Genomic DNA, 21407 nt, shown 5'->3' with positions numbered 1-21407 from the left:
CCATGGCCGGCGCGACGCTTCACGCCCGCGCCAAGATAAACCTTGCGCTTCACGTCACGGGGCGTCGAAGCGACGGTTATCACCTGCTTGATACGCTGGTGACCTTCGCCGATTTCGGCGACATTCTGACGTTCAACGAAGCCGACAGCGACCGTTTCACGCTGTCGGGCCGCTTCGGCGACGAGCTGCCGCGCGGCGACGATCCGGACACTGGCAACCTCGTCCTGAAGGCGCGCAACCTTGTGCGCGCACATGCAGAGGCTCAGGGCAAACGCGCCCGCCCGGTCCATATCCATCTGGAAAAGCGGCTGCCGCCCGCCTCCGGCATCGGCGGCGGGTCTGCGGATGCAGCGGCGACGCTCCGCGGGCTTGCGCGCTTCTGGAATCTGGCGGAGACCGTTTCGCCGGAGCAGGCGCTTTCGCTCGGGGCCGATGTTCCGATGTGCCTGATGGGCCGGCCGCTGCTTGCGCGCGGGATCGGCGAAGCGCTGACGCCGGCATCCGGTCTTCCCGACCTTCACCTCGTTCTCGTCAATCCGCTGCAGCCGGTCTCGACGCCATCCATATTCCGGGCCCTGACGCAGCGCGACAACGCGCCGATGCTCGATGGCCCCATGCCGCAGTCGAAGGAAGACTGGCTTTGCCTGATCAAAAAAAGCCGCAACGACCTTCAGATTGCCGCAAGCGGCATTGCGCCGGTTATCAACGCCGTGATGGATGCGGTTTGCGAGACGGAAGCCATGCTGGTGCGCATGTCCGGCTCCGGCGCGACCTGTTTCGGGATCTACGGCAATGAGGCGGAAGCCGACGCTGCAGCGCGCAACCTTTCCTCAGCCTTCCCCGAATGGTTTGTTGTTGCCACGAAAGCACAAGGAGAAAGCCGATGAGCGATCGCCCCTTCATTCCGGTGCGCTTTGCCGTGCTGACGGTGTCCGACACCCGCTCGCTTTCCGATGACCGGTCGGGAACAACGCTTGCCGAACGGATCGAACAGGCAGGGCATCTGCTTGCCGATCGCAGGATCGTCGGCGATGACAGGGCGGCCATTGCCGCGGCTGTGCAGGAGTGGGCCGCCAATGATGCAATCGACGTGGTGATCACAACCGGCGGAACCGGCTTTACCGGCCGCGACGTCACGCCCGAGGCGATCGAGCCGCTGTTCGACAAGAGGATGGACGGATTTTCCGCGATCTTTCATCGGATCTCGTTCGAAAAGATCGGAACCTCCACCGTCCAGTCGCGGGCGACCGCCGGTCTTGTCGGGCGGACCTTCGTTTTCGTGCTGCCGGGCTCGCCCGGCGCCTGCAAGGATGGCTGGGACGGCATCATCGCCCAGCAGTTCGACTACCGGCACGCACCCTGCAATTTCGTGGAGATCATGCCGCGGCTCGAGGAGCACCTGAAGCGCAAGACCTGAGCATCAGGCGGCAAACGCGCATCAGGCGCGCAGCATTGCCCATGCGGGAATGATTTCGCAGGAGAGCCTTCGCGTGACCTGTCTGCGTGCAAGCAGGAAAGGCGAATCACCCGCGCTCGACGCCTTCTCCACCGCCATTGCCTTCGGCATCAGCACGCCGACTTCGAGCGCGCAGGGGCGCGAAAACAGGCGCTTCCACAGCGAGCGGCGGTGGCGTCTTGAAAGGGAAAACCGCGCTGCCCGCTCTTCAAGCGCGATATGTTCGGAAACCGCCTCGACCCATCCGGACAACGGCCTGGCTCCGGGCTCAAGCACGAGAATCCAGTTGCCCCGCGCTTCTGCGATGACATCGGGCAGGTTCCATGACCGCAGGAAGCGGCAACCGGCGGCGTCAGCGACCCGCTCGACACCCTCATTTGCACCATGTTCCAGAACGATGACATCGCTGACAAGCCCTTCGACCGCGCCCGAAACGAGGGCGGACAGTGTGTGGGCAAGCTCGGCTTCCTGATTTCTGCTTTCAATCAGCACGCTAATCATGACGCTAAATACCCAGATTAAGGGGGTCTTGCCAAGGGAAAACGACCACATGCAGCGGGAGCCATGGTTTATGTTCTTGTTTTGTTCTTAACCATGTCCTATATTTCCCTCAATGCGCTGCCGATGGGTGCCTCCTCGGCAAGCGCGACGGGAGATGATCATGGACGACGCATTCAATATGGACATCGCCGGCATCACGCCGTCCTCGGCCCATCACTTCGAGCCGATCGAAACTGCGCGCAGACGTGGCCGCGCCGCGACTGCCAATCCTTCCGGCAGGTTCGAACCGCAAAGCCGCGAACGCTTCGACGACGGCTGGGAGATCGACGAGGATCTGCCAGCCTTCTCCACGGAGGTGCAGGTCGAGAAGGTGAAGTCGATCATCACCCGCAATGCCTCCCCGGATGTTCCCTTCGAGCGCTCGATCAATCCTTATCGCGGCTGCGAGCATGGCTGCATCTATTGCTTCGCCCGCCCGACCCATGGCTTCATGGGGCTGTCTGCCGGTCTTGACTTCGAAACCAAGCTTTTTGCCAAGCCGGATGCGCCGCGCCAGCTCGCGCGTGAGCTTTCGAAACCGGGCTACCGTGCGAAGACGATTGCGATCGGCACCAATACCGACCCTTATCAGCCAGTCGAAAAGGAGTGGCGGATCATGCGTCAGGTGCTGGAAGTGCTGGCCGACGCCAACCATCCGGTATCGATCACCACCAAGTCCGCGCTGATCCTGCGCGATCTCGATATCCTGTCGGCCATGGCGGAAAAGCATCTGGTGAAGGTCCAGATGTCGGTGACGACGCTTGACCGGAAGCTTGCGCGCGCGATGGAACCGCGCGCCGCCACCCCGCCCCGCAGGCTTGAAACGATCCGCGCTCTTTCCGGCGCGGGCATCCCCGTCGGCATTTCGGTAGCCCCGATCATCCCGGTTCTCACCGATCACGAACTTGAGCGCATTCTCGACAGCGGCGCTGCCGCCGGGGCGACGGAGGCAAGCTATATCCTGCTCAGGCTTCCGCTCGAAGTCGCGCCGCTGTTCAAGGACTGGCTTCTGGAACATCACCCGGACCGTTATCGTCATGTGATGAGCCTGATCCGCTCCATGCGCGGCGGCAAGGACTACGATGCCGAATTCGGCAAGCGGATGAAAGGCAGCGGACCCTATGCCTGGCAGATTGCCCGCCGCTTCGAGATGGCGGTCAAGCGGCTTCATCTGATGCGGCGTTCCACGGCGCTGCGCGAGGATCTGTTTGCCGCGCCCGATGGCGGCGGCGCCCAGCTCAGCCTTTTCTGATCCGGCCGGGAGAACCCTTGGACCCTGCCGAAGAAGTCCCCTTACTGCCGCACATGAGCTTATTGCTCTGAAGGGGACTTGCGGGAGATCGGAAGGCGGTGTGAAATGACGCCATGTCATCTCCCCGACCTTCCGATTCTCCCGCCCTGTTCGATCTGCCGCTGAAAGCGCCCGATTTTTCGATGGAGCTTGCCGCTCGCGCCAATGGGCTCTGGCCGGTTGCAGGCTGCGACGAGGCCGGCCGGGGGCCGCTTGCGGGTCCGGTCGTGGCGGCAGCCGTGATTTTGGATCCGGACAATATCCCGGAAGGGCTCAACGACTCAAAGAAGCTTTCCGCCAAGGCGCGCGACCTGCTGTTCGACGCGATCCTGGAGAGCGCAGTCGTCTCGGTTGCCTCCAGCAGTCCGGCGCGGATCGACCGGATCAATATCCTGCAAGCCTCGCTTGATGCGATGCGCCGCGCTGTCCTTGGTCTTCCGCTGGCCCCGGCGATGGTCCTGACTGACGGCCGGGATCGGCCACCTGGCATCTCATGCCGCGCGGAGGCCGTAATCAAGGGCGACGCCCGCTCTGTCTCGATTGCCGCTGCCTCCATCATCGCAAAGGTCACGCGCGACCGGATGATGGCGCAGGCCGCCACCATTTATCCTGCCTATGGCTTTGCCGGCCATGCCGGCTATGGCACGGCCGTCCATCGCGCCGCCATTCTCGATGCCGGCCCCTGTCCGCTCCACCGCATGAGCTTCCGCCCGCTGCGGCAGACGGATTAGCGTCTAGCCGAGGGTGATGGTCTTCTGCTCCTTCACCGCCCGCAAAGCGGCATCGGCAAGGGTCAGCGCCTTCAATCCGTCTTCGATCGAGGGCGAAGGGTCGGTGTCGTTTTCGATACTGTCGATAAAGGCTGCGATTTCGGCCGCATAGGCGGCGGTGTAGCGCGTCATGAAGAAATCATGCAGCGGCGGACGCGTATAGCCATCCTTGTTGGCGATTTCGATGGAGACGGCGCGCTGGTTTTCCGCGGAAGCCGAACCCAGCGAACCGTGCACCTCGATGCGCTGATCGTAGCCATAGGAAGCGCGGCGCGAATTTGAGATCACGCATTGCTTGCCGCTCGCGGTCGCCAGAACCAGGCTTGCACTGTCGAAATCGCCAAGCGCACCGATTTCCGGGTTCACGAGCACCGAGGCTGTGCCGGAAACGCTGGTGATTTCCTCGCCGAGCAGGAAGCGCGCCATGTCGAAATCGTGGATGGTCATGTCGCGGAACAGGCCGCCTGATACCTTGATGTAGTCCGCAGGCGGCGGGCCGGGATCGCGGCTGACGATCGTCACCATTTCAACATCGCCGATCCTGCCGTCATCGATCGCTTCGCGAACGGCCAGAAAATGAGGATCGAAGCGGCGGTTGAAGCCCAGCATGACGCGCGCGCCAAGAGACTTCACAACGTCAGCGCAGGCCTTGGCGCGCTCGACATCGAGATCCACCGGCTTTTCGCAGAAAATGGCCTTGCCGGCCTTCGCAAAACGCTCGATCAGATCGGAATGCGTGTTGGTCGGCGTGCAGATGATCACCGCATCGATGGATGTGTCGGCTTCGATCTCGCCGATCGTCATCACGCGCGCATCGCAGGCCTCGGCGATCGCCTCGGCTGCGGCGGTCACGGCATCGGCCACCGCCACCAGACGGGCTCGCCGGTCTGCGGCGATCGCCTTTGCATGTACCTTGCCGATTCGGCCCGCACCCAGAAGCGCTATCTTCGTGACCATGTTACCCTCCCTGCTGCGCTGTCGCGCAAATCCTGTTGGAATATATATTCCATTTTGCTAGTTTGCGGCATTGTTCATGTCAATATCAATGTTTCGGGGGATGCATGTCTGCACCAGCCACTGTCAGGGCGTTCGAGGAAAGGCTGGCCGAGCTTGCGGGCACGCTGCCAAAGCGGTTGCGCCAATGCGCCGACTTCGTTGCCGCCAATCAGGATCGCATCGCCGTTTCAACGGTCGCGGAAATGGCGGAGGGCGCGGGCGTACAGCCTTCGGCTTTCATGCGGTTCTGTCAGATCGTCGGCTTCTCCGGCTTCTCGGAAATGCAGAAACTGTTCCGCGATTCCTATGCCGGCGGCTGGCCGGATTACCGCACGCGCCTGGAGCATCTGCGCGAAACGGCAGCGGGCAGCCCCGTCGCACTTCTCGCGGAGTTTACGGACGCCGGCCGGACCTCGCTCGAAAGCCTGCTGAAGACCGTGGAGCCGGCCGAACTGGAAAAGGCCGTCAAGCTGCTGTCCGAAGCACGCACAATCCATATCATCGGCCTCAGGCGGGCCTTTTCCGTGGCCACCTACATCGCCTACGCCTTCGAGCGGATGAGCGTTCCCGCGATGCTGCATGGCGCGGTGGGCGGGCTTGCCAATTATCAGGCCATGCGGCCCGGCGATGTGGTGATCGCAATCAGCTTTGCGCCCTACACCGCCGAAACGCTGGCCTTCGCCGAACACGCCGCCGCAAGCGGCATTCCGGTGATCGGCATCACCGACACGATCATGAGCCCGCTCCGGCCGCTTTCCGACACGATACTCTCCGTAACGGAGGTCGATTTCGGCGCTTTCCGGTCGCTCTCCGCCACGCTCAGTCTCGCGATCGCGCTGACAGTCGCCGTGGGCGCTGCGCGCAATGGCACATGATCGCGCGCAGCCTTTAAATTCGAATATAAATATTGAAATTCACAAAAATAGAATTTATTATCCAAATCGACAAAGACTGACGCCGCGACCCCGCGCGGCGCATCAAGCGGCCGCAAGGCCTTGAGGGAGGTATTCTTGGCGTCACTTGACCTGATCACCATCGGCCGATCATCGGTGGATCTCTACGGCGCACAGGTTGGCGGACGTCTGGAAGACATGGCCTCCTTCAACAAGTATATCGGCGGCTCGCCCACCAACATTGCCGCCGGCACGGCGCGCCTCGGCCTGAAATCCGGATTGCTGACGCGCGTCGGCGACGAGCATATGGGCCGGTTCATCCGCGAACAGCTGGTACGCGAGGGCGTTGATGTGCGCGGCGTGAAGACCGATCCGGAACGCCTCACGGCACTTGTGCTGCTCGGCATCCGCGATCAGGAACAGTTTCCGCTGATCTTCTACCGCGAAAACTGCGCGGACATGGCGCTTTGCGAAGACGATATCGATCCGGCCTATATTGCCGAAGCCCGCTGCATCTGCGCCACCGGCACCCACCTTTCCCACCCGAAGACCGAGGCGGCGGTCTTGAAGGCGCTCAGGCTCGCACGCGAAAATGGCGCCCGGACTGCGCTCGACATCGACTACCGGCCCAATCTCTGGGGCCTTGCAGGCCATGGCGCGGGCGAGAGCCGCTATATCCGCTCCGAAGCCGTCACTGCCAAGCTGCAGTCGACGCTCGGCCTGTTCGATCTGATCGTCGGCACAGAAGAGGAATTTCACATCGCCGGCGGCAGCACCGACACGCTTGAGGCGCTGAAGGCGGTGCGCGAAGTGTCCGATGCCGTGCTGGTCTGCAAGCGCGGCCCCATGGGGGCGGTGGTGTTCGAAGGCGCTATCCCGGCAAGCCTCGATGACGGTAAGACCGGAGAAGGCTTCCCGATCGAGGTCTTTAACGTGCTCGGCGCCGGCGACGGTTTCATGTCCGGCCTGCTCAAGGGCTGGCTGACGGACGAGGACTGGCCGACCAGCCTGAAATACGCCAATGCCTGCGGTGCCTTTGCCGTGTCGCGCCATGGCTGCACGCCGGCCTATCCGAGCTGGGAGGAGCTGCAATATTTCTTCCGTACCGGCATCCGAGACAAGGCGCTGCGCAAGGATCGCGCCCTGGAACAGGTGCACTGGTCCACAAACCGCACCGGCGAATGGCCGGAGATGCGGGTGTTTGCCTTCGACCACCGCATTCAGCTGGAGGAGATGGCGGACGAGGCCGGCGTTTCGCACGCCCATATCGGCCCGTTCAAGGAACTCTGCCTGAAGGCCGCCCTTGACGTTTCCGCGGGCAAGGCGGGCTACGGCATTCTCTGCGATGGCAGGTTCGGCCGCAACGCGCTTTACCGCGCGACCGGCACCGGCCTCTGGATCGGCCGGCCGGTGGAGCTTCCGGGCTCCCGCCCGCTCAAGACCGAGGCAGAGATCGGCGAGGATTTCGGCGGGCTCGGCGAATGGCCGGTGGACAATGTCGTCAAGGTGCTGTGCTTCTATCATCCGGATGACGACGCGGCGATGAGGGATCATCAGGAAGCCACCGTGTCGCGCCTGTTCTCCGCCGCGCGCCGCAACGGGCTCGAATTCCTGCTCGAAGTCATTCCATCCAAGGTCGCCCCCGTCAACGACGGCACAACCGCCGCCATCATCGAGCGCTTCTACGAGATCGGCGTCTATCCCGACTGGTGGAAGCTCGAGCCGATGAAATCGGAAGCCGCATGGGAAAGGGCCTGCGACTCGATCGCGCGCAACGACCCATATGTCCGCGGCATCGTGGTTCTGGGGCTCGACGCGCCGCTCCGCGACCTTGAGGAAAGTTTCGCCACGGCCGCGAAATTCGATCTCGTGAAGGGTTTTGCGGTGGGCCGCACGATCTTCGGCGAGACCGCCCGCAAATGGCTTGCAGGCAAGATTGAGGATGAGGCGGCGATCTCGGAAATGAGCGCGAAATATCGCAGCCTTTGCGCCGTCTGGGACAGCGCACGCAGGGAGAATGCAGCATGAAGACCATCCGCCTTACCGCAGCGCAGGCAACCGTGCGCTACCTCGCCAACCAGTATACAGATGACGGCGTCCCCTTCATCGCCGGCATCTGGGCAATCTTCGGCCATGGCAATGTCGCAGGGCTTGGAGAGGCGCTTTATGCCATGCGCGACACGGTGCCCACCTATCGCGGCCAGAACGAGCAATCGATGGCGCATGCGGCGATCGCCTATGCCAAGCAGCTCGGCCGGCGCCGGGCAATGGCCGTGACGTCCTCCATCGGCCCCGGCGCGCTGAACATGGTGACGGCTGCAGCGCTTGCCCATGTCAACCGCCTGCCTGTCCTGCTTCTCGTCAGCGACGTCTTCGCCAATCGCGGACCAGACCCCGTACTACAGCAACTTGAGGATTTCGGCGACGGCACCATGACCGTCAATGACTGCTTCCGGCCCGTCAGCCGCTATTTCGATCGCATCATGCGGCCCGAACAGCTGATCACCGCGCTGCCGCGTGCCATGCGCGTCCTGACAGACCCCGCCGAATGCGGACCGGTGACCCTGTCGCTGTGCCAGGATGTGCAGGCCGAAGCCTATGACTATCCGGAAAGCCTGTTCGAGAAGAAGGTCTGGCATCAGCGTCGCCCCGAGCCCGACACCCATGAACTTCAGCGCGCCGTGGAGCTGCTGAAGGCCGCGAAGAACCCGGTCATCGTTGCCGGCGGCGGGGTGCATTTTTCCGGCGCGACCGAGACGCTGAAGGCCTTTGCCGAAAAACATGCAATCGGCGTGGTCGAGACCCAGGCCGGCAAATCCGCCCTTTCCTGGGATCACGCACTCAATTTCGGCGCAGTCGGCGTGACGGGGACTGCAAGCGCCAATGCGATTGCCGAAAAGGCCGATCTCGTGATCGGCGTCGGCACCCGGTTCCAGGATTTCACCACCGGATCCTGGTCGCTGTTTGCCCATCCCGAGCGCAAGATCCTGGCGCTCAACATCCAGCCCTATGACAGTGCCAAGCATGATGCGATCCCGCTTGTGGCGGATGCGAGGGTCGGGCTTGAGAAGCTGAGTGCCGCGCTTGGCGACAGGCGTTTCGATGGCCCCGACCAGCGCGTGAAAAAGGCCTGGTTCGAAAAGGCCGATGCGATCACCGCGCCGCCCGAGGACACCAATGCGCTGCCGACCGACATGCAGGTGATCGGCGCGGTGCAGCGCGCTGCGCGCGAGGATACGGTGGTGATGTGCGCTGCCGGCACCATGCCGGGCGAGCTGCACCAGCTCTTCAAGGCCAAAAAGCCGATGTCCTATCACATGGAATACGGCTTCTCGACGATGGGCTACGAGATTGCCGGCGGCCTTGGCATCAAGATGGCCGAGCCGGATCGCGATGTCATCGTCATGGTCGGCGACGGCTCCTACATGATGATGAATTCGGAGCTTGCGAGTGCCGTTGCCATGGGGATCAAGATCACGGTCGTGATCACCGACAATCGCGGTTATGGCTGCATCAACCGCCTGCAAATGGAAACCGGCGGGGCGCAGTTCAACAATCTCTATGCCTATTCCAATCACGAAAACCCGATCGCCATCGATTTCGTCGCGCATGCGGCATCGATGGGGGCAAGCGCCAGCAAGGTTTCCTCAATTGCCGAACTCGACGACGCGCTCGAAGCCGCGCGCGACGCATCCACGGTGACCGTGATCGTGATCGACACCGACCCCTACCAGACGCCCGATGCCGGCGGACACTGGTGGGATGTGGCCGTACCCGAAGTTTCAGACAGACCCGAAGTCAACCAGGCGCGCGCCAGCTATGAGGCCGCCCTTACGAAGAGAAGCTGAGCATGATCCTCTACGGCACCAATCCGATTGCCTGGACCAATGACGACGACCGCAGTCTCGGCGCCCATATCAGCCTCGACCAATGCCTGGACGAAACCGCCGCGATCGGTTTCGACGGCATTGAAAAGGGCCACAAATTCCCGCAGGACCCGGACGGTCTGAAGGCGGTTCTGGAACCGCGCGGCCTGAAATATGTCTCCGGCTGGCACTCGCTGAACCTTCTCGTCAATTCGGTGGAGGATGAGAAGAAGGCGATGCAGCCGGCGCTTGATCTCCTGAAGGCGATGGGCGCCAAGGTGATCATCGTCTGCGAAACCTCCAATGCGATCCACGGCGATGACACCGTCCCGGTCGCAGATCGGCCTAAGCTGGACAACGGCAAATGGGCAGAGTTCGGCGCGGGCGTCGAGGCGCTTGCCCAATACGCTGCCGATCAGGGCATCGCGCTCGTCTACCACCACCATATGGGGACGATCGTGGAAACCGAGGACGAGATCGACCTTCTGATGCAGCACACCGGGCCCGCAGCGAAACTGCTTCTCGACACCGGCCACTGCCTGTTTTCCGGCGGCAATCCGGAAGCGCTCGCCGCAAGGCACATGAACCGGGTGCGCCACATCCACGCCAAGAATGTCCGTCCGGCGATTGCGCACGACGTGCGCGAGCAGAACCTCTCCTTCCTCGAAGGCATCCGGCGCGGCGTCTTCACCGTGCCGGGCGACGCGGAAGGCGGCGTCGACTTTGCGCCGGTCCTGAAGCTTGCAGCCGATGCCGGTTATGAGGGCTGGCTGGTGATCGAGGCCGAACAGGATCCCGACGTCCGCAATCCGCTCGAATACCAGACCCTCGGGCTGAAAAGCCTGAAGGCGATGGCGAAAGCAGCAGGCCTCGACAAGAACGCATAGAGCCGATTCGGTCCGCATGGGACTGTTTGAGGCCAATTCTGATCAAGGGAAGGAACGCCATGACCAACCTCCTCAGGAAACCGACGGGTGCCTCCGGCAAGGTGCACGACATCACGCCCGAAAATGCGGACTGGGGCTATGTCGGCTTCGGCCTCCATCGCCTGGCGCCGGGAGAGACGGCGCGTGAACAGACCGGCGATACCGAGGTCATCCTCGTCCTTGTCGAGGGCAAGGCCGAGATCGCCTCGGGCGACACATCCTTCGGCGAACTGGGCGAGCGCATGAGCGTGTTCGAACGACTGCCCCCGCATTGCGTCTACATTCCCGCCGGGTCGGAATGGGCCGCGACGGCCACGACCGATTGCACGCTCGCCGTCTGCACCGCGCCCGCCAAGCCCGGTCGCGAAGCGCAGGTGATCGGTCCGGAAGGGATCACGCTCAACGAGCGCGGCAAGGGAGCCAACACCCGCTACATCTATCCGATCGCGATGGAGGAACGCGATGTCGCCGACAGCCTGCTGGTGACGGAAGTGTTCACGCCCGCCGGCAACTGGTCGTCCTACCCCCCTCACCGGCACGACGAGGACCGTTTCCCGGATATGACCTATCTGGAGGAAACCTATTACCACCGCCTCAACCCGGCCCAGGGCTTCGCTTTCCAGCGCGTGTTCACCGAGGATGGCGCGCTGGACGAAACCATGGCGGTTTCCGATGGCGATGTCGTGCTGGTGCCCAAGGGCCACCACCCCTGCGGCGCACCCTATGGCTACGAGCTCTATTATCTCAACGTCATGGCCGGGCCGATGCGCAAATGGCGCTTCGAGAATCACCCTGATCACGACTGGATCTTCCAGCGGGACAAATGAAAACGCGCCTGCCGGGCTGGAACGCAAGGGCTTGACCGCCCTTCGACAATCCACCCGGCGGCTTTTAGCCAAGGGTTTGCGCCGTGATGACAAAAAAATGTCGGAAGGCGCTTGCCGAACCCTGCAGGCTGTTTTATAGAGCAGCCGCTGGTCACGGAGTGTAGCGCAGCCTGGTAGCGCACCTCGTTCGGGACGAGGGGGTCGCAAGTTCAAATCTTGCCACTCCGACCATCGCACTTTCCCGACATTTCCATTGAAATTCATACTGATCCGTCGCCCCGGCGCGGCCGGTGGGCATGTTCGTCCGCATCATCGCGCGCACGAAAAACCCCGGAAGTTTTCACTCCCGGGGCATAATCGTCAGATAGAAGAGACTTACGACAGCGGCTTGATCTGGCCAGCGTTCTGGGCAGCCATCATGAACTGGTCATAACGGAACTCTGCCGTCTTCAGCCAGCCATAGGCCGCGTTCTTGTATTCGGTCTGATCGTTGTAGATCTTCTTGAAGGTCTCGTTGGAGCCGCCGAGCTCGGCATAGACTTCCATCGCCGCATTGAAGCAGGCCTGCATGATTTCGGTGCTGAAGCCCTTCAGCTGGGCGCCCTCGGCGATCAGCTCGCGAATCGCGACCGGGTTCTTCACATCGTATTTCGCCATCATGTTGGTGTTGGCAAAGGCGCAGGCGTCATCGAGCGCTGCCTGATAGTTCTTCGGCAGGCCGTCATACTTGTCCTTGTTGAAGAAGCCGTGGATGGTCGGGCCGCCTTCCCACCAGCCGGGATAGTAGTAATACTTGGCGACCTTGTAGAAGCCGAGCTTCTGGTCGTCATAGGGGCCGACGAATTCGGCAGCATCGATCGTGCCCTTCTCGAGAGCCGGATAGATGTCGCCGCCGGCAAGCTGCTGAGGAACGACGCCAACCTTCTCCATCACCCTGCCCGCAAGGCCGGCAATGCGCATCTTCAGGCCCTTGAGGTCTTCCACGGTGTTGACTTCCTTGGAGAACCAGCCGCCCATCTGCACGCCGGTATTGCCAGCCGGCAGGCCGTAGACATTGTAGCCCGCGAAGAATTCGTTCAGAAGCTGGTTGCCATTGCCCTCATAGAGCCAGGCGTTCATAAGCCGCGCATTGAGGCCAAAGGGGATCGCCGTGCCGATCGCGAAGGTCGGATCCTTGCCCCAGAAATAATAGGAGCAGGTATGCGCCGCCTCGACCGTGCCATCCTGCACTGCATCAAGGGCCTGCAGACCAGGCACGATTTCGCCCGCCGCATAGCACTGGATGTCGAAATTGCCGTCGGTGGCGGCGGCCACATGGCTCGCGATATCTTCTGCACCGCCGTAAATCGTGTCGAGCGATTTCGGGAATGACGACGTCAGGCGCCATGTGATCTTCGGGTTTTCCTGCGCAATTGCAGGCGCGGCAAGCGCGGTCGCGGCAGCAGCGCCGACGCCACCCACCCCGACCTTTCTGATAAAGGAACGACGGTCCATGAAATACCTCCCAAATTGGCTGTGTCCGCCCTGTATCCTCCGGCGGACGTGTTGGAAGGAAAGCATTTTGCTTCCGGCGTTTCAACACCTGAGCCGATAGGAGAGAGCGCTTTTGCGGCGCAAAATGCCCGGCATTAAACGAAGGTATAATGGGCCGGGCATCAATTCCGCTTATCGCGCCAGTAGAAATTGTCATCACGCCCCTCAAGGAAACATTTGACAGCGGCCCGGCCAATCGACATCACTCGCATTATTTGCAAGAGGCAGGAAAGCGCCATGTCCACCCCCATCATTGCCGTTCCGGCAGATACCAAGGTCTTCGGAGAGATCACCTGGCATTCGGCGCAGCAACAATATGTCGGGGCGGCGATGGATGTTGCGGGCGTGATGAGCCTGATCGTTCCGGCTTATCAGACGGGTGCCGATATTGATGCCGTGCTTGACCGCGTCGAGGGCGTGATGATCACGGGTGCCGCCAGCAATGTCGCGCCGCAGCTTTACGGCAAGGTGGCCGAGGAAAAGGACGGGCCGTTCGATCCCGGCCGCGATGCCATCACGCTGCCTTTGATCCGCCGCGCGATCGCCCGCGGCATTCCGCTTCTCTGCATCTGCCGGGGGATCCAGGAACTCAATGTCGCGCTGGGCGGAACGCTGATCAGCGAAGTTCAGGAACAGGAAGGCCGTATCGATCACCGCGAGCCTGAAAACGGCAATCGCGATGAAAAATTCGTCATCCGCCAGCCCGTCTTCATTCGCGAAGGCACCTGCCTTGCCGACATTCTAGGCGCGGGCGAGGTCAAGGTGAACTCGCTGCACCGCCAGGCAATTGGCGAGATCGCGCCCAACCTCCAGGTCGAGGCAGCTGCCTCTGACGGCACTGTCGAGGCCGTATCGGTGATCGGCGCGAAAAACTTCGCCGTCGGCGTGCAATGGCACCCGGAATACTGGGCCCGCACCGACTCGCCGTCACGCAAGCTGTTCGAGGCTTTCGGAGACGCCGTGCGCGCCTTTGCCGCGGCAAAGACCGGCTTTGCGGCGGCGGCTCAGTAAAGCCAGCGGAACGCTCTTTCCAGAAACGCCTTTGCCTCTCGCCGCACCGGTGCGCCGTGGGCAAACAGCACCTGTTCCGTGGGCCAGCCGAGAATGACATCGACCTTTTGCCTGGTGGCAGACCGGTCCGTGAAAGCGACCCGGAATTTGCGCGGCACTGCCGGTTCACACCCCTCCATCGCATCCATTCTGGCGACAAGCCCGCGCCATCCGCGAAACCAGCCACGTTCGAAATGCTGGATCAGGTCGGTAAAGATCGCCGTCCTGCTGGCGTGATGAAAGAACACGGTCTCGGTCATGATCCGGTTGCCATCCAGCACCACGACGTCGAGTTCACCGGGCCAGTGTCCGGCTGCCGCCTCCAGCGAGCCCGAAAAGGCGATGTCGGGCCGCTTTTGTGCAAGCGCGCGCGGGCCGAGCACGGCGCAATCGGGAAAAGCCTGCGCCCAATCCGGCAGGAAGACGTGATGCAATGTGTTTGGGGCGACGAGAAATTTCGGGGTGCCGCGCGCTCCGACCTCCCGCATCAGTTCTTGGGAGGTTGCTACCGGCGACCACAACAGCAGGGTTTCGTCGGAGAGCCTGATCACCGCCATGCGCGTGGGATAGCGAAAACCCATATGCGCGGTCGCGGGCGTTCCATCGGCGACCCAGATCTCCGAGCCAATGTTCTCCAGCATTTCACACTCCGCCATTTACACACGTGTAAAAATATACGAATGTGTAAATATGGCAAGCTCATCGCGTATCGAACGCTCAAGATCCATGATCCTCGCAGCAGCGGAGGAGATCTTCCGACGCAATGGCTTCGATGCCACGACAATGGAAGAGATTGCTGCAGGTGCGGGGCTGACGCGCAAGACCGTCTATAATCAGTACGCATCCAAGGAGGAGATCGCGCTCGCGCTGATTGCCCTGGCGGAAGCAGACGACCAGCCCTATCGTGCCAGGATCGCCGCCGGCGAGGATGCGATCGGTCTCGTCTGTACGATACTCCGAGACAGCGCCCTGTGGTGCCACGCCAATCCTTCGCTTGCGGCCATGGCGCTTTCACCGGCGCGCAGGCCAGGCCTTCAACCGCCGGCGGACCGGCCGTCGTTTCAGGGCCTGCTATGCGACGTGATCGCTCTTGGACAGGAGCAGGGCCGCTTCCGGCGCGACGAGCGCGCGGAATTTCTCGCGCTGGTCCTGCTCGCAATCTTCGGTCAGGCGATGCTGAATGCGCTTGCAGACGAAGCGCTCAGCACAGACTGGATCGCCGATATTGTCCGCCTCGTCACCGAAGGCATCGGCGCCTGACGCCAATCAGCCGCCGATCGGCATCGGCGTTTCGGGAACCGGCGTGACCGGACGCCCCTCTTCAAACCAGCGGCTCAGATTTTCGGCCACCAGTTCAGCCATCGCCCTGCGCGTGGAAACCGAGGCGGAGGCGACATGCGGCAACACGCTGACATTGTCGAATTCAAGAAGCTTTTCCGGCACGTGCGGCTCGTCATAAAACACGTCGAGGCCCGCGCCGCCGATCGTGCCCGCCTCAAGCGCTGCAATCAGGTCATCCTCATCCACTGTCCAGCCGCGGCCGACATTGATGAGAACCCCGTCGGGACCGAGTGCCTTGAGAATATCGGCATTGATGGTCTTGTGGGTCGCATCCGTCTTGGGCACGATCGCGATCAGCGTATCAACGGCATCCGCAAGGGAAGCGAGCGTCGGATGATAGGCATAGGCGACACCCTTTTTCGGCGTGCGGGTGTGGTAGGCGATCTCGACCTTGAACGGTGCGAGGCGCGCGGCGATCTCCTCGCCGATCCGGCCGAGGCCGTAAAGCCCGACCTTGCGGCCCTTGAGCGACAGCGGCGAGAGCGCAAAGGCCCCTTCCCGCTCCCAGTTTCCGTCGCGCACCCATTTTTCGGCAAAGTAAAATCGGCGGATGGTGTTGAGCAAAAGCGCGATCGCGGTGTCCGCCACCTCGTCGTTCAGCACATCGGGCGTATGGGTCACGATGATGCCGCGCCGCGCCGCGTGGGCGGTATCGATGCCGTCATAGCCGACGCCCGGGCAGGCGATGATCTCGAGATTTGGCAGAGCCTCCATCTGCTCGGCAGAAAACGCGCTGAAGGCAATCACGGCGCGGATATCGGCGGTGCGTGCCCCAAGCGCGGTAATGCCCTCCTTCGGCATTTCCAGGAACTCATACTTGTCAGCCAGCGCCTCCTCGATGAAGCGGTTCAGCTTTTGCGACAGCAGCACGACGTGTTTGGGCATGTGAACTCCGGGAATGGCAGAGAGGATATTCAGACAGCGACCGCATTTTCGGCGGGCTCGCGATGGGGGCCGGTTGACTGGCGGATGCGCATTTCCGGCTTGATGAGATGCATCCCGTTCGGCGCGCTGGAGCCTGCCAGCCGGTCGAGCAACGCGCGCGCGGCAAGCCTGCCGACCTCAGCCTGGCCGTTCCAGACCGTGGTGAGCGATGGCGTGGCGATCGAGGCTTCCTCGAGATCGTCATAGCCGGTCACCGAAATATCGACGCCCGGCGTCAGCCCGGCGCGCGAAATGCCGTTCATCAGGCCGATCGCCACCAGATCGTTCCAGCAGACGGCAGCCGTCGGCTTCTGCGGCAGCGACAGGAAGTGCACCGCCGCCTCGAACCCGCCCTGCTTGGAGCGCGGCCCGGGTATGCGCAAGCCCGGATCGACCGGAATGCCTGCCTTCTTCAGCGCGTTGACATAACCGGCATAGCGGTCGCGGCCGGTGGAGGTCTGGTCCGTTCCGCCGATCATGGCGATGCAGCGGTGACCAAGGCCGATCAGATGGTTTGTCGCAAGCGCGATGCCATAGCTGTCATCGCCGCGATAGGTCGGAAGGTCCAGTTCCTCGAGTGTACGGGCGACGAAGATCGCCGGCATGCCGTTTTCCTCGGCAAGCTGCACATCGGCTGCGGGTGTTCCGATGGCCGGCGACATGATCACGCCATCGCCGCCAAGCTGCAGCAGCGTTTCGATGAAATTGCGCTGCTTCTCGACAGAATCATAATGGTTGGAGAGAATGAAGGTATGCTGGTTGCGGTCGAGCTCGCTCTCGATCGCCTTCAGGATTTCGCCGTAGAACGGGTTCATGATGTCATGCACCACGACGCCGATAATGCCGGAGCGGGACGTTCTGAGGCTGGCGGCACGACGGTTGTAGATATAGCCGAGCGCCCGTGCCTGCTCCTTGATCCGCTCCCGCGTGGCAGCGGCAACCAGCGGACTGTCCCTCAGCGCAAGCGAAACCGTTGCCGTGGAGATCCCCAATGATTCGGCAATGGTGGAGAGTTTGATTTTCTGGGCCAAGCTATGCTCCGCTCTGCAAACTGGACGGAATGTCACCGCCTTCATTTAAAATTTTTAAACAAAACCCTTCGGAATTTCAACTGCACAATAAAAATCGGTTTAATTGTTGCCGCCTTATCAACATGAAGCGAGCGTCGCGGATGCCTTGCTCCCATAAGCGACGGTCCTTATATATGCGAAAACCTCCTCACAAGGATCGATCGATCATGACCGAAACGCTCGCAAAGCCCATCCCCGTGACCGTGCTCACCGGCTATCTCGGTTCCGGCAAGACCACCCTCCTCAACCGCATCCTTTCCGAAAATCACGGCAAGCAATATGCGGTGATCGTCAATGAATTCGGCGAGATCGGCATCGACAACGACCTGATCGTGGAATCCGACGAGGAAATCTACGAGATGAACAATGGCTGCGTCTGTTGCACTGTGCGCGGCGACCTGATCCGCGTGGTCGAAGGCCTGATGCGCCGCCCGCGTTTCGACGGCATCATCGTGGAAACCACCGGCCTTGCAGACCCGGTGCCCGTGGCACAGACCTTCTTCATGGATGACGATGTGCGCGCCAAGACCGCACTCGATGCCGTGATCACGCTGGTGGACGCCAAGCACCTGCCGCTGCGCCTGAAGGACAGCCGCGAGGCCGAAGACCAAATCGCCTTCGCCGATATCGTGCTTCTGAACAAGACTGACCTCGTCAGTGCGGAAGAGCTTGCCAATGTCGAGGGCCTTGTGCGCGCCATCAACCCGGCCGCCAAGATCTATCGCACCGAACGCTCAAGCATCGATCTTTCGCGCATCCTCGGCCAGAATGCCTTCGATCTGCAGCACGTTCTCGCCGACGATCCCCACTTCCTGGATCATCATGAAGAGCATGATCATGAATGCGGGCCGGACTGCGACCATGACCATCATCATCATCACGATGGGCATGAGCATCACGGCCATGAGCATCACCATCATCATGGCGGCCTTTCCGACCATCACGACGTGACGGTGCAGTCGGTATCGCTGCGTGGCGGCGAGCTTGATCCCAACAGGTTCTTTCCGTGGATCCAGTCGGTGACGCAGAACCAGGGCCCGAACATTCTCCGTCTCAAGGGCATTCTCGCCTTCAAGGGTGATGCCGAGCGCTATGTCGTCCAAGGCGTCCACATGATCATCGAAGGCGATCATCAGCGCGCCTGGAAGGATGGCGAGGCGCGCGACAGCCGGCTCGTGTTCATCGGCCGCGATCTCGACCGCGAGAAGCTGGAAAAGAGCTTCCGCGCCTGCGAGGTCCAGTCGTAATGCCGAGTGTCGCCCCCTTCGACATCTCCGATCATGTCATTGCCGCAGCCTTTCTGGGCGGCGTGCCGCATTTTGCCACCGCCTCCGGCGTGATCCACCGTCTCGATGGTGGAGAACAGGCGATCGAGGCGCATGACGGGCTTTTGACCTGCGTGCGCGACCCTTTCAGCCAATCGCTGATCACCGGCGGTGAGGATGGCAGGGTGCTTCGCATCGGCGCCGATGGCAGCGTGAGCGAACTTGCCAGCGAACCGCGCAAGTGGATATCCGTCGTTGCCGGCGGCCCGCAGGGCGCCGTCGCCTATGCCGTGGGCCGTGAAACGCGTGTGATCGCGGGCGGCAAGAGCCATGTTCTGCCGGAGGACCGCAGTGTCGAAGGCCTCGCCTTTGCGCCAAAGGGCCTGCGCGTGGCGGCAGCGCGCTATGACGGCGTTCACCTTCACTGGGTCGCCGGTGCTGCCCCCGCCATCTGGCTGCCCTGGAAGGGCGCCCACCTGAGCGCCACGTTTTCACCCGATGGCCGGTTCCTGGTCACCACCATGCAGGAAAACGCGCTGCATGGCTGGAAGCTCGACGGCAAGCCCAAGGACGGTTTCCGCGACATGCGGATGAGCGGCTACCCGACAAAGGTCAAATCCTGGTCGTGGAGCCCGCGCGGCAAATGGCTCGCGACGTCCGGTGCACCGGCAGCCATCGTGTGGCCGTTCTCCGGCAAGGATGGCCCCATGGGCAAGGGTCCGCTGGAGCTTGGCACTCGCTCGGATATCATGGTCACGCAGGTCGCGTTCCACCCGCATGAGGAAATGCTGGCAATCGGCTTCATGGACGGCATGGTGCTCGCCGTGCGCATTTCCGATGGCAAGGAGGCATTGCTGCGCCGTCCCGGCAAGGGCGCCATCGCGTCACTGGGCTGGGACGAGGAAGGGCGCCGGCTCGCCTTTGCGTCCGCTGCAGGCGACTGCGGCATCATCACCATATCCGGGTGACTTCAGGCCGCAGGCGCTCGACAACGCCGTCTGCTGGAACAGGCCGGGCGTAGAAATAGCCTTGTGCGGCATCGGCGCCATGGGCCCGGATCCACTCCGCCTGCCCCTGTTCCTCGATGCCCTCGGCCACCGTTTTCAGACCCAGAGCACGGCAGAGATTGATCGTCGACACCACGATCTCCTCGCTCTGGCGATCGCTGCCGACCCCGACGATGAAACTGCGATCGATCTTGACCCGGTCGAAGGGCAGTTCGCGGAGCTGCCTCAGGCTTGAATAGCCTGTCCCGAAATCATCCAGCGCCAGACGCACGCCCCTCGCCTTCAGTTTGTGGATGCAGCTGCGCGTCGCCTCGAGATCAACGATCAGAGCAGCCTCCGTCATCTCGACTTCAAGCCGATGTGGCGGAAAATGGTTGCGGGCGAGGATTTCGAACACCTTCTCGGCAAAGCCGGCGTCGCTCAACTGCAGAGGCGTAACATTCACCGAGATGCTGGCCCCGCCGGGCCAGTTGATGGCATCACGGCAGGCCTGATCGAGAACGGCATCGAAAAGCTCGGGAATGAGGCCCGAAGCCTCGGCCAGAGGAATGAAATCGCCTGCGCTCAGCACGCCAAGTTCCGGATGCTTCCAGCGCGCGAGAACCTCGACCGTCGCCACCTCACCCTTCTCGCAGCCGCGGATGATCTGGTAATAGGGCACAATCTGGCCGTGCGCGATGGCGTCCTTCAGTTCGAGTTCGAGCATCCGATGCTCTCCAGAGGCCTCGTCGCTGACCGGATCGTAGATCACGAAGCGCCGCCTGCCATCCTCCTTGGCCTGGTACATCGCCGCATCGGCCTTCTTGAGCAGCATTTCGCGATTGCGTCCGTCGCGCGGATAAACCGCAACTCCGATGCTGACCGAGGAACGGATTTCACGTCCGAGCAATGTCACCGGTTCGCCGACAACAGAAAGCAGCCGGTTGGCGACCTGCGTCACGATGGCCTCAGACGTATCCCCCGCCACAAGCACAGCAAACTCGTCGCCCCCGAGACGCGCCAGAAAATCGTCTGGTCTCAGATGCCGCTTCAGCCGCTCCGTGGCAATCTGCAGAAGCCGGTCCCCGGACTCGTGCCCAAGCTTGTCATTGACCTGCTTGAAGCGGTCGAAATCGATGAAAAACAGGGAAAAGCTGTCGGAATGCCGCCGTGCCTTCGCGAGCCGGCGGTCGCATTCCTCCTCGAAGGAACGACGGTTGGCGACACCTGTAAGGGTATCCTGCCGGGCCAAAGCATTGGCAAGGCGTTCCGCCTCACGTCGCCGGTTGACCTCCAGCCGCAGCGTCCGCGTCCGGCGCCAGAGAAGAATGGCGAGCCCGACACTCGCCACCATGAAGCCCGTAAACCATTCATCGATCTCGAGATCTTCATGGCTGCGCGAGAACTGATGGAGCCGTTCAAACGAATCGACGGAAACGAGAACGAACATCACCACGACCCCGATGACGCACAGTATCACGACATCGTTCACGCTCTTCTTTGCGAATTTCGGCAGACGCACGTCCCCACCCTATCCATCTCAAATCCAGGCGCTAACCCAACCGCGCGAAGCCGGTGAGATGCACCCGCCTCAAGAGTATACGATCTCCTAAAAACGATCAAAGCCGCAGAAATATCCGCGGCTTTTAAAGTTCTTATCAAATAGTAGCGTT

At 62.0% G+C, this 21407-nt stretch carries 20 protein-coding genes and 1 tRNA gene; 14 read left to right on the top strand and 7 right to left on the bottom strand.

The window, feature by feature from the left end; all coding sequences use genetic code 11:
• The first annotated feature begins 2 nt into the window (after nt 1-2).
• A complete protein-coding gene (locus tag HPQ62_RS05505; RefSeq protein ID WP_174801930.1) occupies nt 3-887 on the top strand; it encodes a 4-(cytidine 5'-diphospho)-2-C-methyl-D-erythritol kinase in 885 nt (294 codons plus the stop codon).
• Complete coding sequence (gene moaB, locus HPQ62_RS05500) at nt 884-1417, top strand: molybdenum cofactor biosynthesis protein B (RefSeq protein ID WP_174801528.1); 534 nt, start codon at nt 884-886, stop codon at nt 1415-1417. The genes HPQ62_RS05505 and moaB overlap by 4 nt, the downstream gene beginning before the upstream one ends.
• Before the next feature lie 21 nt (nt 1418-1438).
• On the opposite strand, the gene HPQ62_RS05495 is transcribed toward moaB, so the two are convergent.
• Entirely contained in the window at nt 1439-1957 is a 519-nt protein-coding gene (locus HPQ62_RS05495; RefSeq protein ID WP_174801527.1) for a glycosyltransferase family protein, read from the bottom strand.
• A 178-nt stretch (nt 1958-2135) separates the two neighbouring features.
• On the opposite strand from HPQ62_RS05495, the gene HPQ62_RS05490 reads away from it, so the two are divergent.
• Both HPQ62_RS05490 and HPQ62_RS05485 read left to right on the top strand, forming a co-directional pair.
• Complete coding sequence (locus HPQ62_RS05490; RefSeq protein WP_342343685.1) at nt 2136-3248, top strand: PA0069 family radical SAM protein; 1113 nt, start codon at nt 2136-2138, stop codon at nt 3246-3248.
• 113 nt (nt 3249-3361) lie between these two features.
• Nucleotides 3362-4018: a ribonuclease HII gene (locus HPQ62_RS05485; RefSeq protein WP_174801525.1), complete on the top strand. Its 657-nt coding sequence runs from the start codon at nt 3362-3364 to the stop codon at nt 4016-4018.
• 3 nt (nt 4019-4021) lie between these two features.
• On the opposite strand, the gene iolG is transcribed toward HPQ62_RS05485, so the two are convergent.
• Nucleotides 4022-5014, bottom strand: coding sequence for an inositol 2-dehydrogenase (gene iolG / locus HPQ62_RS05480; RefSeq protein ID WP_174801524.1), 993 nt, complete (start codon nt 5012-5014; stop codon nt 4022-4024).
• Nucleotides 5015-5118: 104 nt separating this feature from the next.
• Here iolG and HPQ62_RS05475 point away from each other — a divergent pair, with 104 nt between their 5' ends.
• From HPQ62_RS05475 to HPQ62_RS05450, 6 genes are all read left to right on the top strand, one after another.
• Complete coding sequence (locus tag HPQ62_RS05475; RefSeq protein WP_174801523.1) at nt 5119-5928, top strand: MurR/RpiR family transcriptional regulator; 810 nt, start codon at nt 5119-5121, stop codon at nt 5926-5928.
• Nucleotides 5929-6063: 135 nt separating this feature from the next.
• Entirely contained in the window at nt 6064-7974 is a 1911-nt protein-coding gene (locus HPQ62_RS05470; RefSeq protein WP_174801522.1) for a bifunctional 5-dehydro-2-deoxygluconokinase/5-dehydro-2-deoxyphosphogluconate aldolase, read from the top strand.
• On the top strand, nt 7971-9794 hold the full coding sequence (iolD, locus tag HPQ62_RS05465) for a 3D-(3,5/4)-trihydroxycyclohexane-1,2-dione acylhydrolase (decyclizing) (protein ID WP_174801521.1): 1824 nt from the start codon (nt 7971-7973) through the stop codon (nt 9792-9794). Before HPQ62_RS05470 ends, iolD begins: the two co-directional genes overlap by 4 nt.
• Nucleotides 9795-9796: 2 nt before the next feature.
• The gene (gene iolE, locus HPQ62_RS05460) at nt 9797-10699 is read left to right on the top strand and encodes a myo-inosose-2 dehydratase (RefSeq protein WP_174801520.1); all 903 of its coding nucleotides are present in this window, start codon (nt 9797-9799) and stop codon (nt 10697-10699) included.
• A gap of 59 nt (nt 10700-10758) precedes the next feature.
• A complete protein-coding gene (gene iolB / locus HPQ62_RS05455) occupies nt 10759-11565 on the top strand; it encodes a 5-deoxy-glucuronate isomerase (protein ID WP_174801519.1) in 807 nt (268 codons plus the stop codon).
• A 154-nt stretch (nt 11566-11719) separates the two neighbouring features.
• Nucleotides 11720-11796 (top strand) — tRNA-Pro (locus HPQ62_RS05450).
• 144 nt (nt 11797-11940) lie between these two features.
• Here the strand turns inward: HPQ62_RS05450 and HPQ62_RS05445 are convergent.
• Nucleotides 11941-13059: a TRAP transporter substrate-binding protein gene (locus tag HPQ62_RS05445; RefSeq protein ID WP_174801518.1), complete on the bottom strand. Its 1119-nt coding sequence runs from the start codon at nt 13057-13059 to the stop codon at nt 11941-11943.
• 276 nt (nt 13060-13335) lie between these two features.
• Here HPQ62_RS05445 and HPQ62_RS05440 point away from each other — a divergent pair, with 276 nt between their 5' ends.
• Nucleotides 13336-14109 carry a gamma-glutamyl-gamma-aminobutyrate hydrolase family protein gene (locus HPQ62_RS05440; protein ID WP_174801517.1) on the top strand — a complete coding sequence of 258 codons (774 nt, stop codon included), beginning with the start codon at nt 13336-13338 and terminating at the stop codon, nt 14107-14109.
• Here HPQ62_RS05440 and HPQ62_RS05435 read toward each other — a convergent pair.
• On the bottom strand, nt 14103-14789 hold the full coding sequence (locus HPQ62_RS05435) for a DUF4336 domain-containing protein (protein ID WP_174801516.1): 687 nt from the start codon (nt 14787-14789) through the stop codon (nt 14103-14105). The two genes, HPQ62_RS05440 and HPQ62_RS05435, sit on opposite strands and share 7 nt — an antisense overlap.
• A gap of 85 nt (nt 14790-14874) precedes the next feature.
• On the opposite strand from HPQ62_RS05435, the gene HPQ62_RS05430 reads away from it, so the two are divergent.
• Nucleotides 14875-15408, top strand: a complete 534-nt coding sequence (locus tag HPQ62_RS05430; protein WP_244629575.1) for a TetR/AcrR family transcriptional regulator — start codon at nt 14875-14877, stop codon at nt 15406-15408.
• 6 nt (nt 15409-15414) lie between these two features.
• On the opposite strand, the gene HPQ62_RS05425 is transcribed toward HPQ62_RS05430, so the two are convergent.
• Entirely contained in the window at nt 15415-16374 is a 960-nt protein-coding gene (locus tag HPQ62_RS05425; protein WP_174801514.1) for a 2-hydroxyacid dehydrogenase, read from the bottom strand.
• 29 nt (nt 16375-16403) lie between these two features.
• The gene (locus HPQ62_RS05420; RefSeq protein WP_174801513.1) at nt 16404-17444 is read right to left on the bottom strand and encodes a LacI family DNA-binding transcriptional regulator; all 1041 of its coding nucleotides are present in this window, start codon (nt 17442-17444) and stop codon (nt 16404-16406) included.
• Between the two features lie 206 nt (nt 17445-17650).
• Between HPQ62_RS05420 and HPQ62_RS05415 the strand changes: the two genes are divergently transcribed.
• The gene (locus HPQ62_RS05415) at nt 17651-18730 is read left to right on the top strand and encodes a CobW family GTP-binding protein (RefSeq protein WP_174801512.1); all 1080 of its coding nucleotides are present in this window, start codon (nt 17651-17653) and stop codon (nt 18728-18730) included.
• Nucleotides 18730-19716, top strand: a complete 987-nt coding sequence (locus HPQ62_RS05410) for a WD40 repeat domain-containing protein (protein WP_174801511.1) — start codon at nt 18730-18732, stop codon at nt 19714-19716. Before HPQ62_RS05415 ends, HPQ62_RS05410 begins: the two co-directional genes overlap by 1 nt.
• On the opposite strand, the gene HPQ62_RS05405 is transcribed toward HPQ62_RS05410, so the two are convergent.
• Nucleotides 19700-21256, bottom strand: coding sequence for an EAL domain-containing protein (locus tag HPQ62_RS05405; RefSeq protein WP_174801510.1), 1557 nt, complete (start codon nt 21254-21256; stop codon nt 19700-19702). The genes HPQ62_RS05410 and HPQ62_RS05405 overlap by 17 nt on opposite strands.
• Between the last annotated feature and the right edge of the window lie 151 nt (nt 21257-21407).

The organism is Martelella limonii, from assembly GCF_013344475.1.
Classification (GTDB): Bacteria; Pseudomonadota; Alphaproteobacteria; order Rhizobiales; family Rhizobiaceae; genus Martelella; species Martelella limonii.
Note: the sequence above shows the minus strand (reverse complement) of the source record. Positions and strands in the feature narration are given on the sequence as shown.

Coding starts and splice junctions, on each gene's coding strand:
- HPQ62_RS05475 (WP_174801523.1), top strand. CDS start 5,119: ATGTCTGCACCAGCCACTGTCAGGGCGTTCGAGGAAAGGCTGGCCGAG.
- moaB (WP_174801528.1), top strand. CDS start 884: ATGAGCGATCGCCCCTTCATTCCGGTGCGCTTTGCCGTGCTGACGGTG.
- HPQ62_RS05445 (WP_174801518.1), bottom strand. CDS start 13,059: ATGGACCGTCGTTCCTTTATCAGAAAGGTCGGGGTGGGTGGCGTCGGC.
- HPQ62_RS05440 (WP_174801517.1), top strand. CDS start 13,336: ATGTCCACCCCCATCATTGCCGTTCCGGCAGATACCAAGGTCTTCGGA.
- iolE (WP_174801520.1), top strand. CDS start 9,797: ATGATCCTCTACGGCACCAATCCGATTGCCTGGACCAATGACGACGAC.
- HPQ62_RS05490 (WP_342343685.1), top strand. CDS start 2,136: ATGGACATCGCCGGCATCACGCCGTCCTCGGCCCATCACTTCGAGCCG.
- HPQ62_RS05485 (WP_174801525.1), top strand. CDS start 3,362: ATGTCATCTCCCCGACCTTCCGATTCTCCCGCCCTGTTCGATCTGCCG.
- HPQ62_RS05435 (WP_174801516.1), bottom strand. CDS start 14,789: ATGCTGGAGAACATTGGCTCGGAGATCTGGGTCGCCGATGGAACGCCC.
- iolB (WP_174801519.1), top strand. CDS start 10,759: ATGACCAACCTCCTCAGGAAACCGACGGGTGCCTCCGGCAAGGTGCAC.
- HPQ62_RS05495 (WP_174801527.1), bottom strand. CDS start 1,957: ATGATTAGCGTGCTGATTGAAAGCAGAAATCAGGAAGCCGAGCTTGCC.
- iolD (WP_174801521.1), top strand. CDS start 7,971: ATGAAGACCATCCGCCTTACCGCAGCGCAGGCAACCGTGCGCTACCTC.
- HPQ62_RS05415 (WP_174801512.1), top strand. CDS start 17,651: ATGACCGAAACGCTCGCAAAGCCCATCCCCGTGACCGTGCTCACCGGC.
- iolG (WP_174801524.1), bottom strand. CDS start 5,014: ATGGTCACGAAGATAGCGCTTCTGGGTGCGGGCCGAATCGGCAAGGTA.
- HPQ62_RS05425 (WP_174801514.1), bottom strand. CDS start 16,374: ATGCCCAAACACGTCGTGCTGCTGTCGCAAAAGCTGAACCGCTTCATC.
- HPQ62_RS05430 (WP_244629575.1), top strand. CDS start 14,875: ATGATCCTCGCAGCAGCGGAGGAGATCTTCCGACGCAATGGCTTCGAT.
- HPQ62_RS05410 (WP_174801511.1), top strand. CDS start 18,730: ATGCCGAGTGTCGCCCCCTTCGACATCTCCGATCATGTCATTGCCGCA.
- HPQ62_RS05505 (WP_174801930.1), top strand. CDS start 3: ATGGCCGGCGCGACGCTTCACGCCCGCGCCAAGATAAACCTTGCGCTT.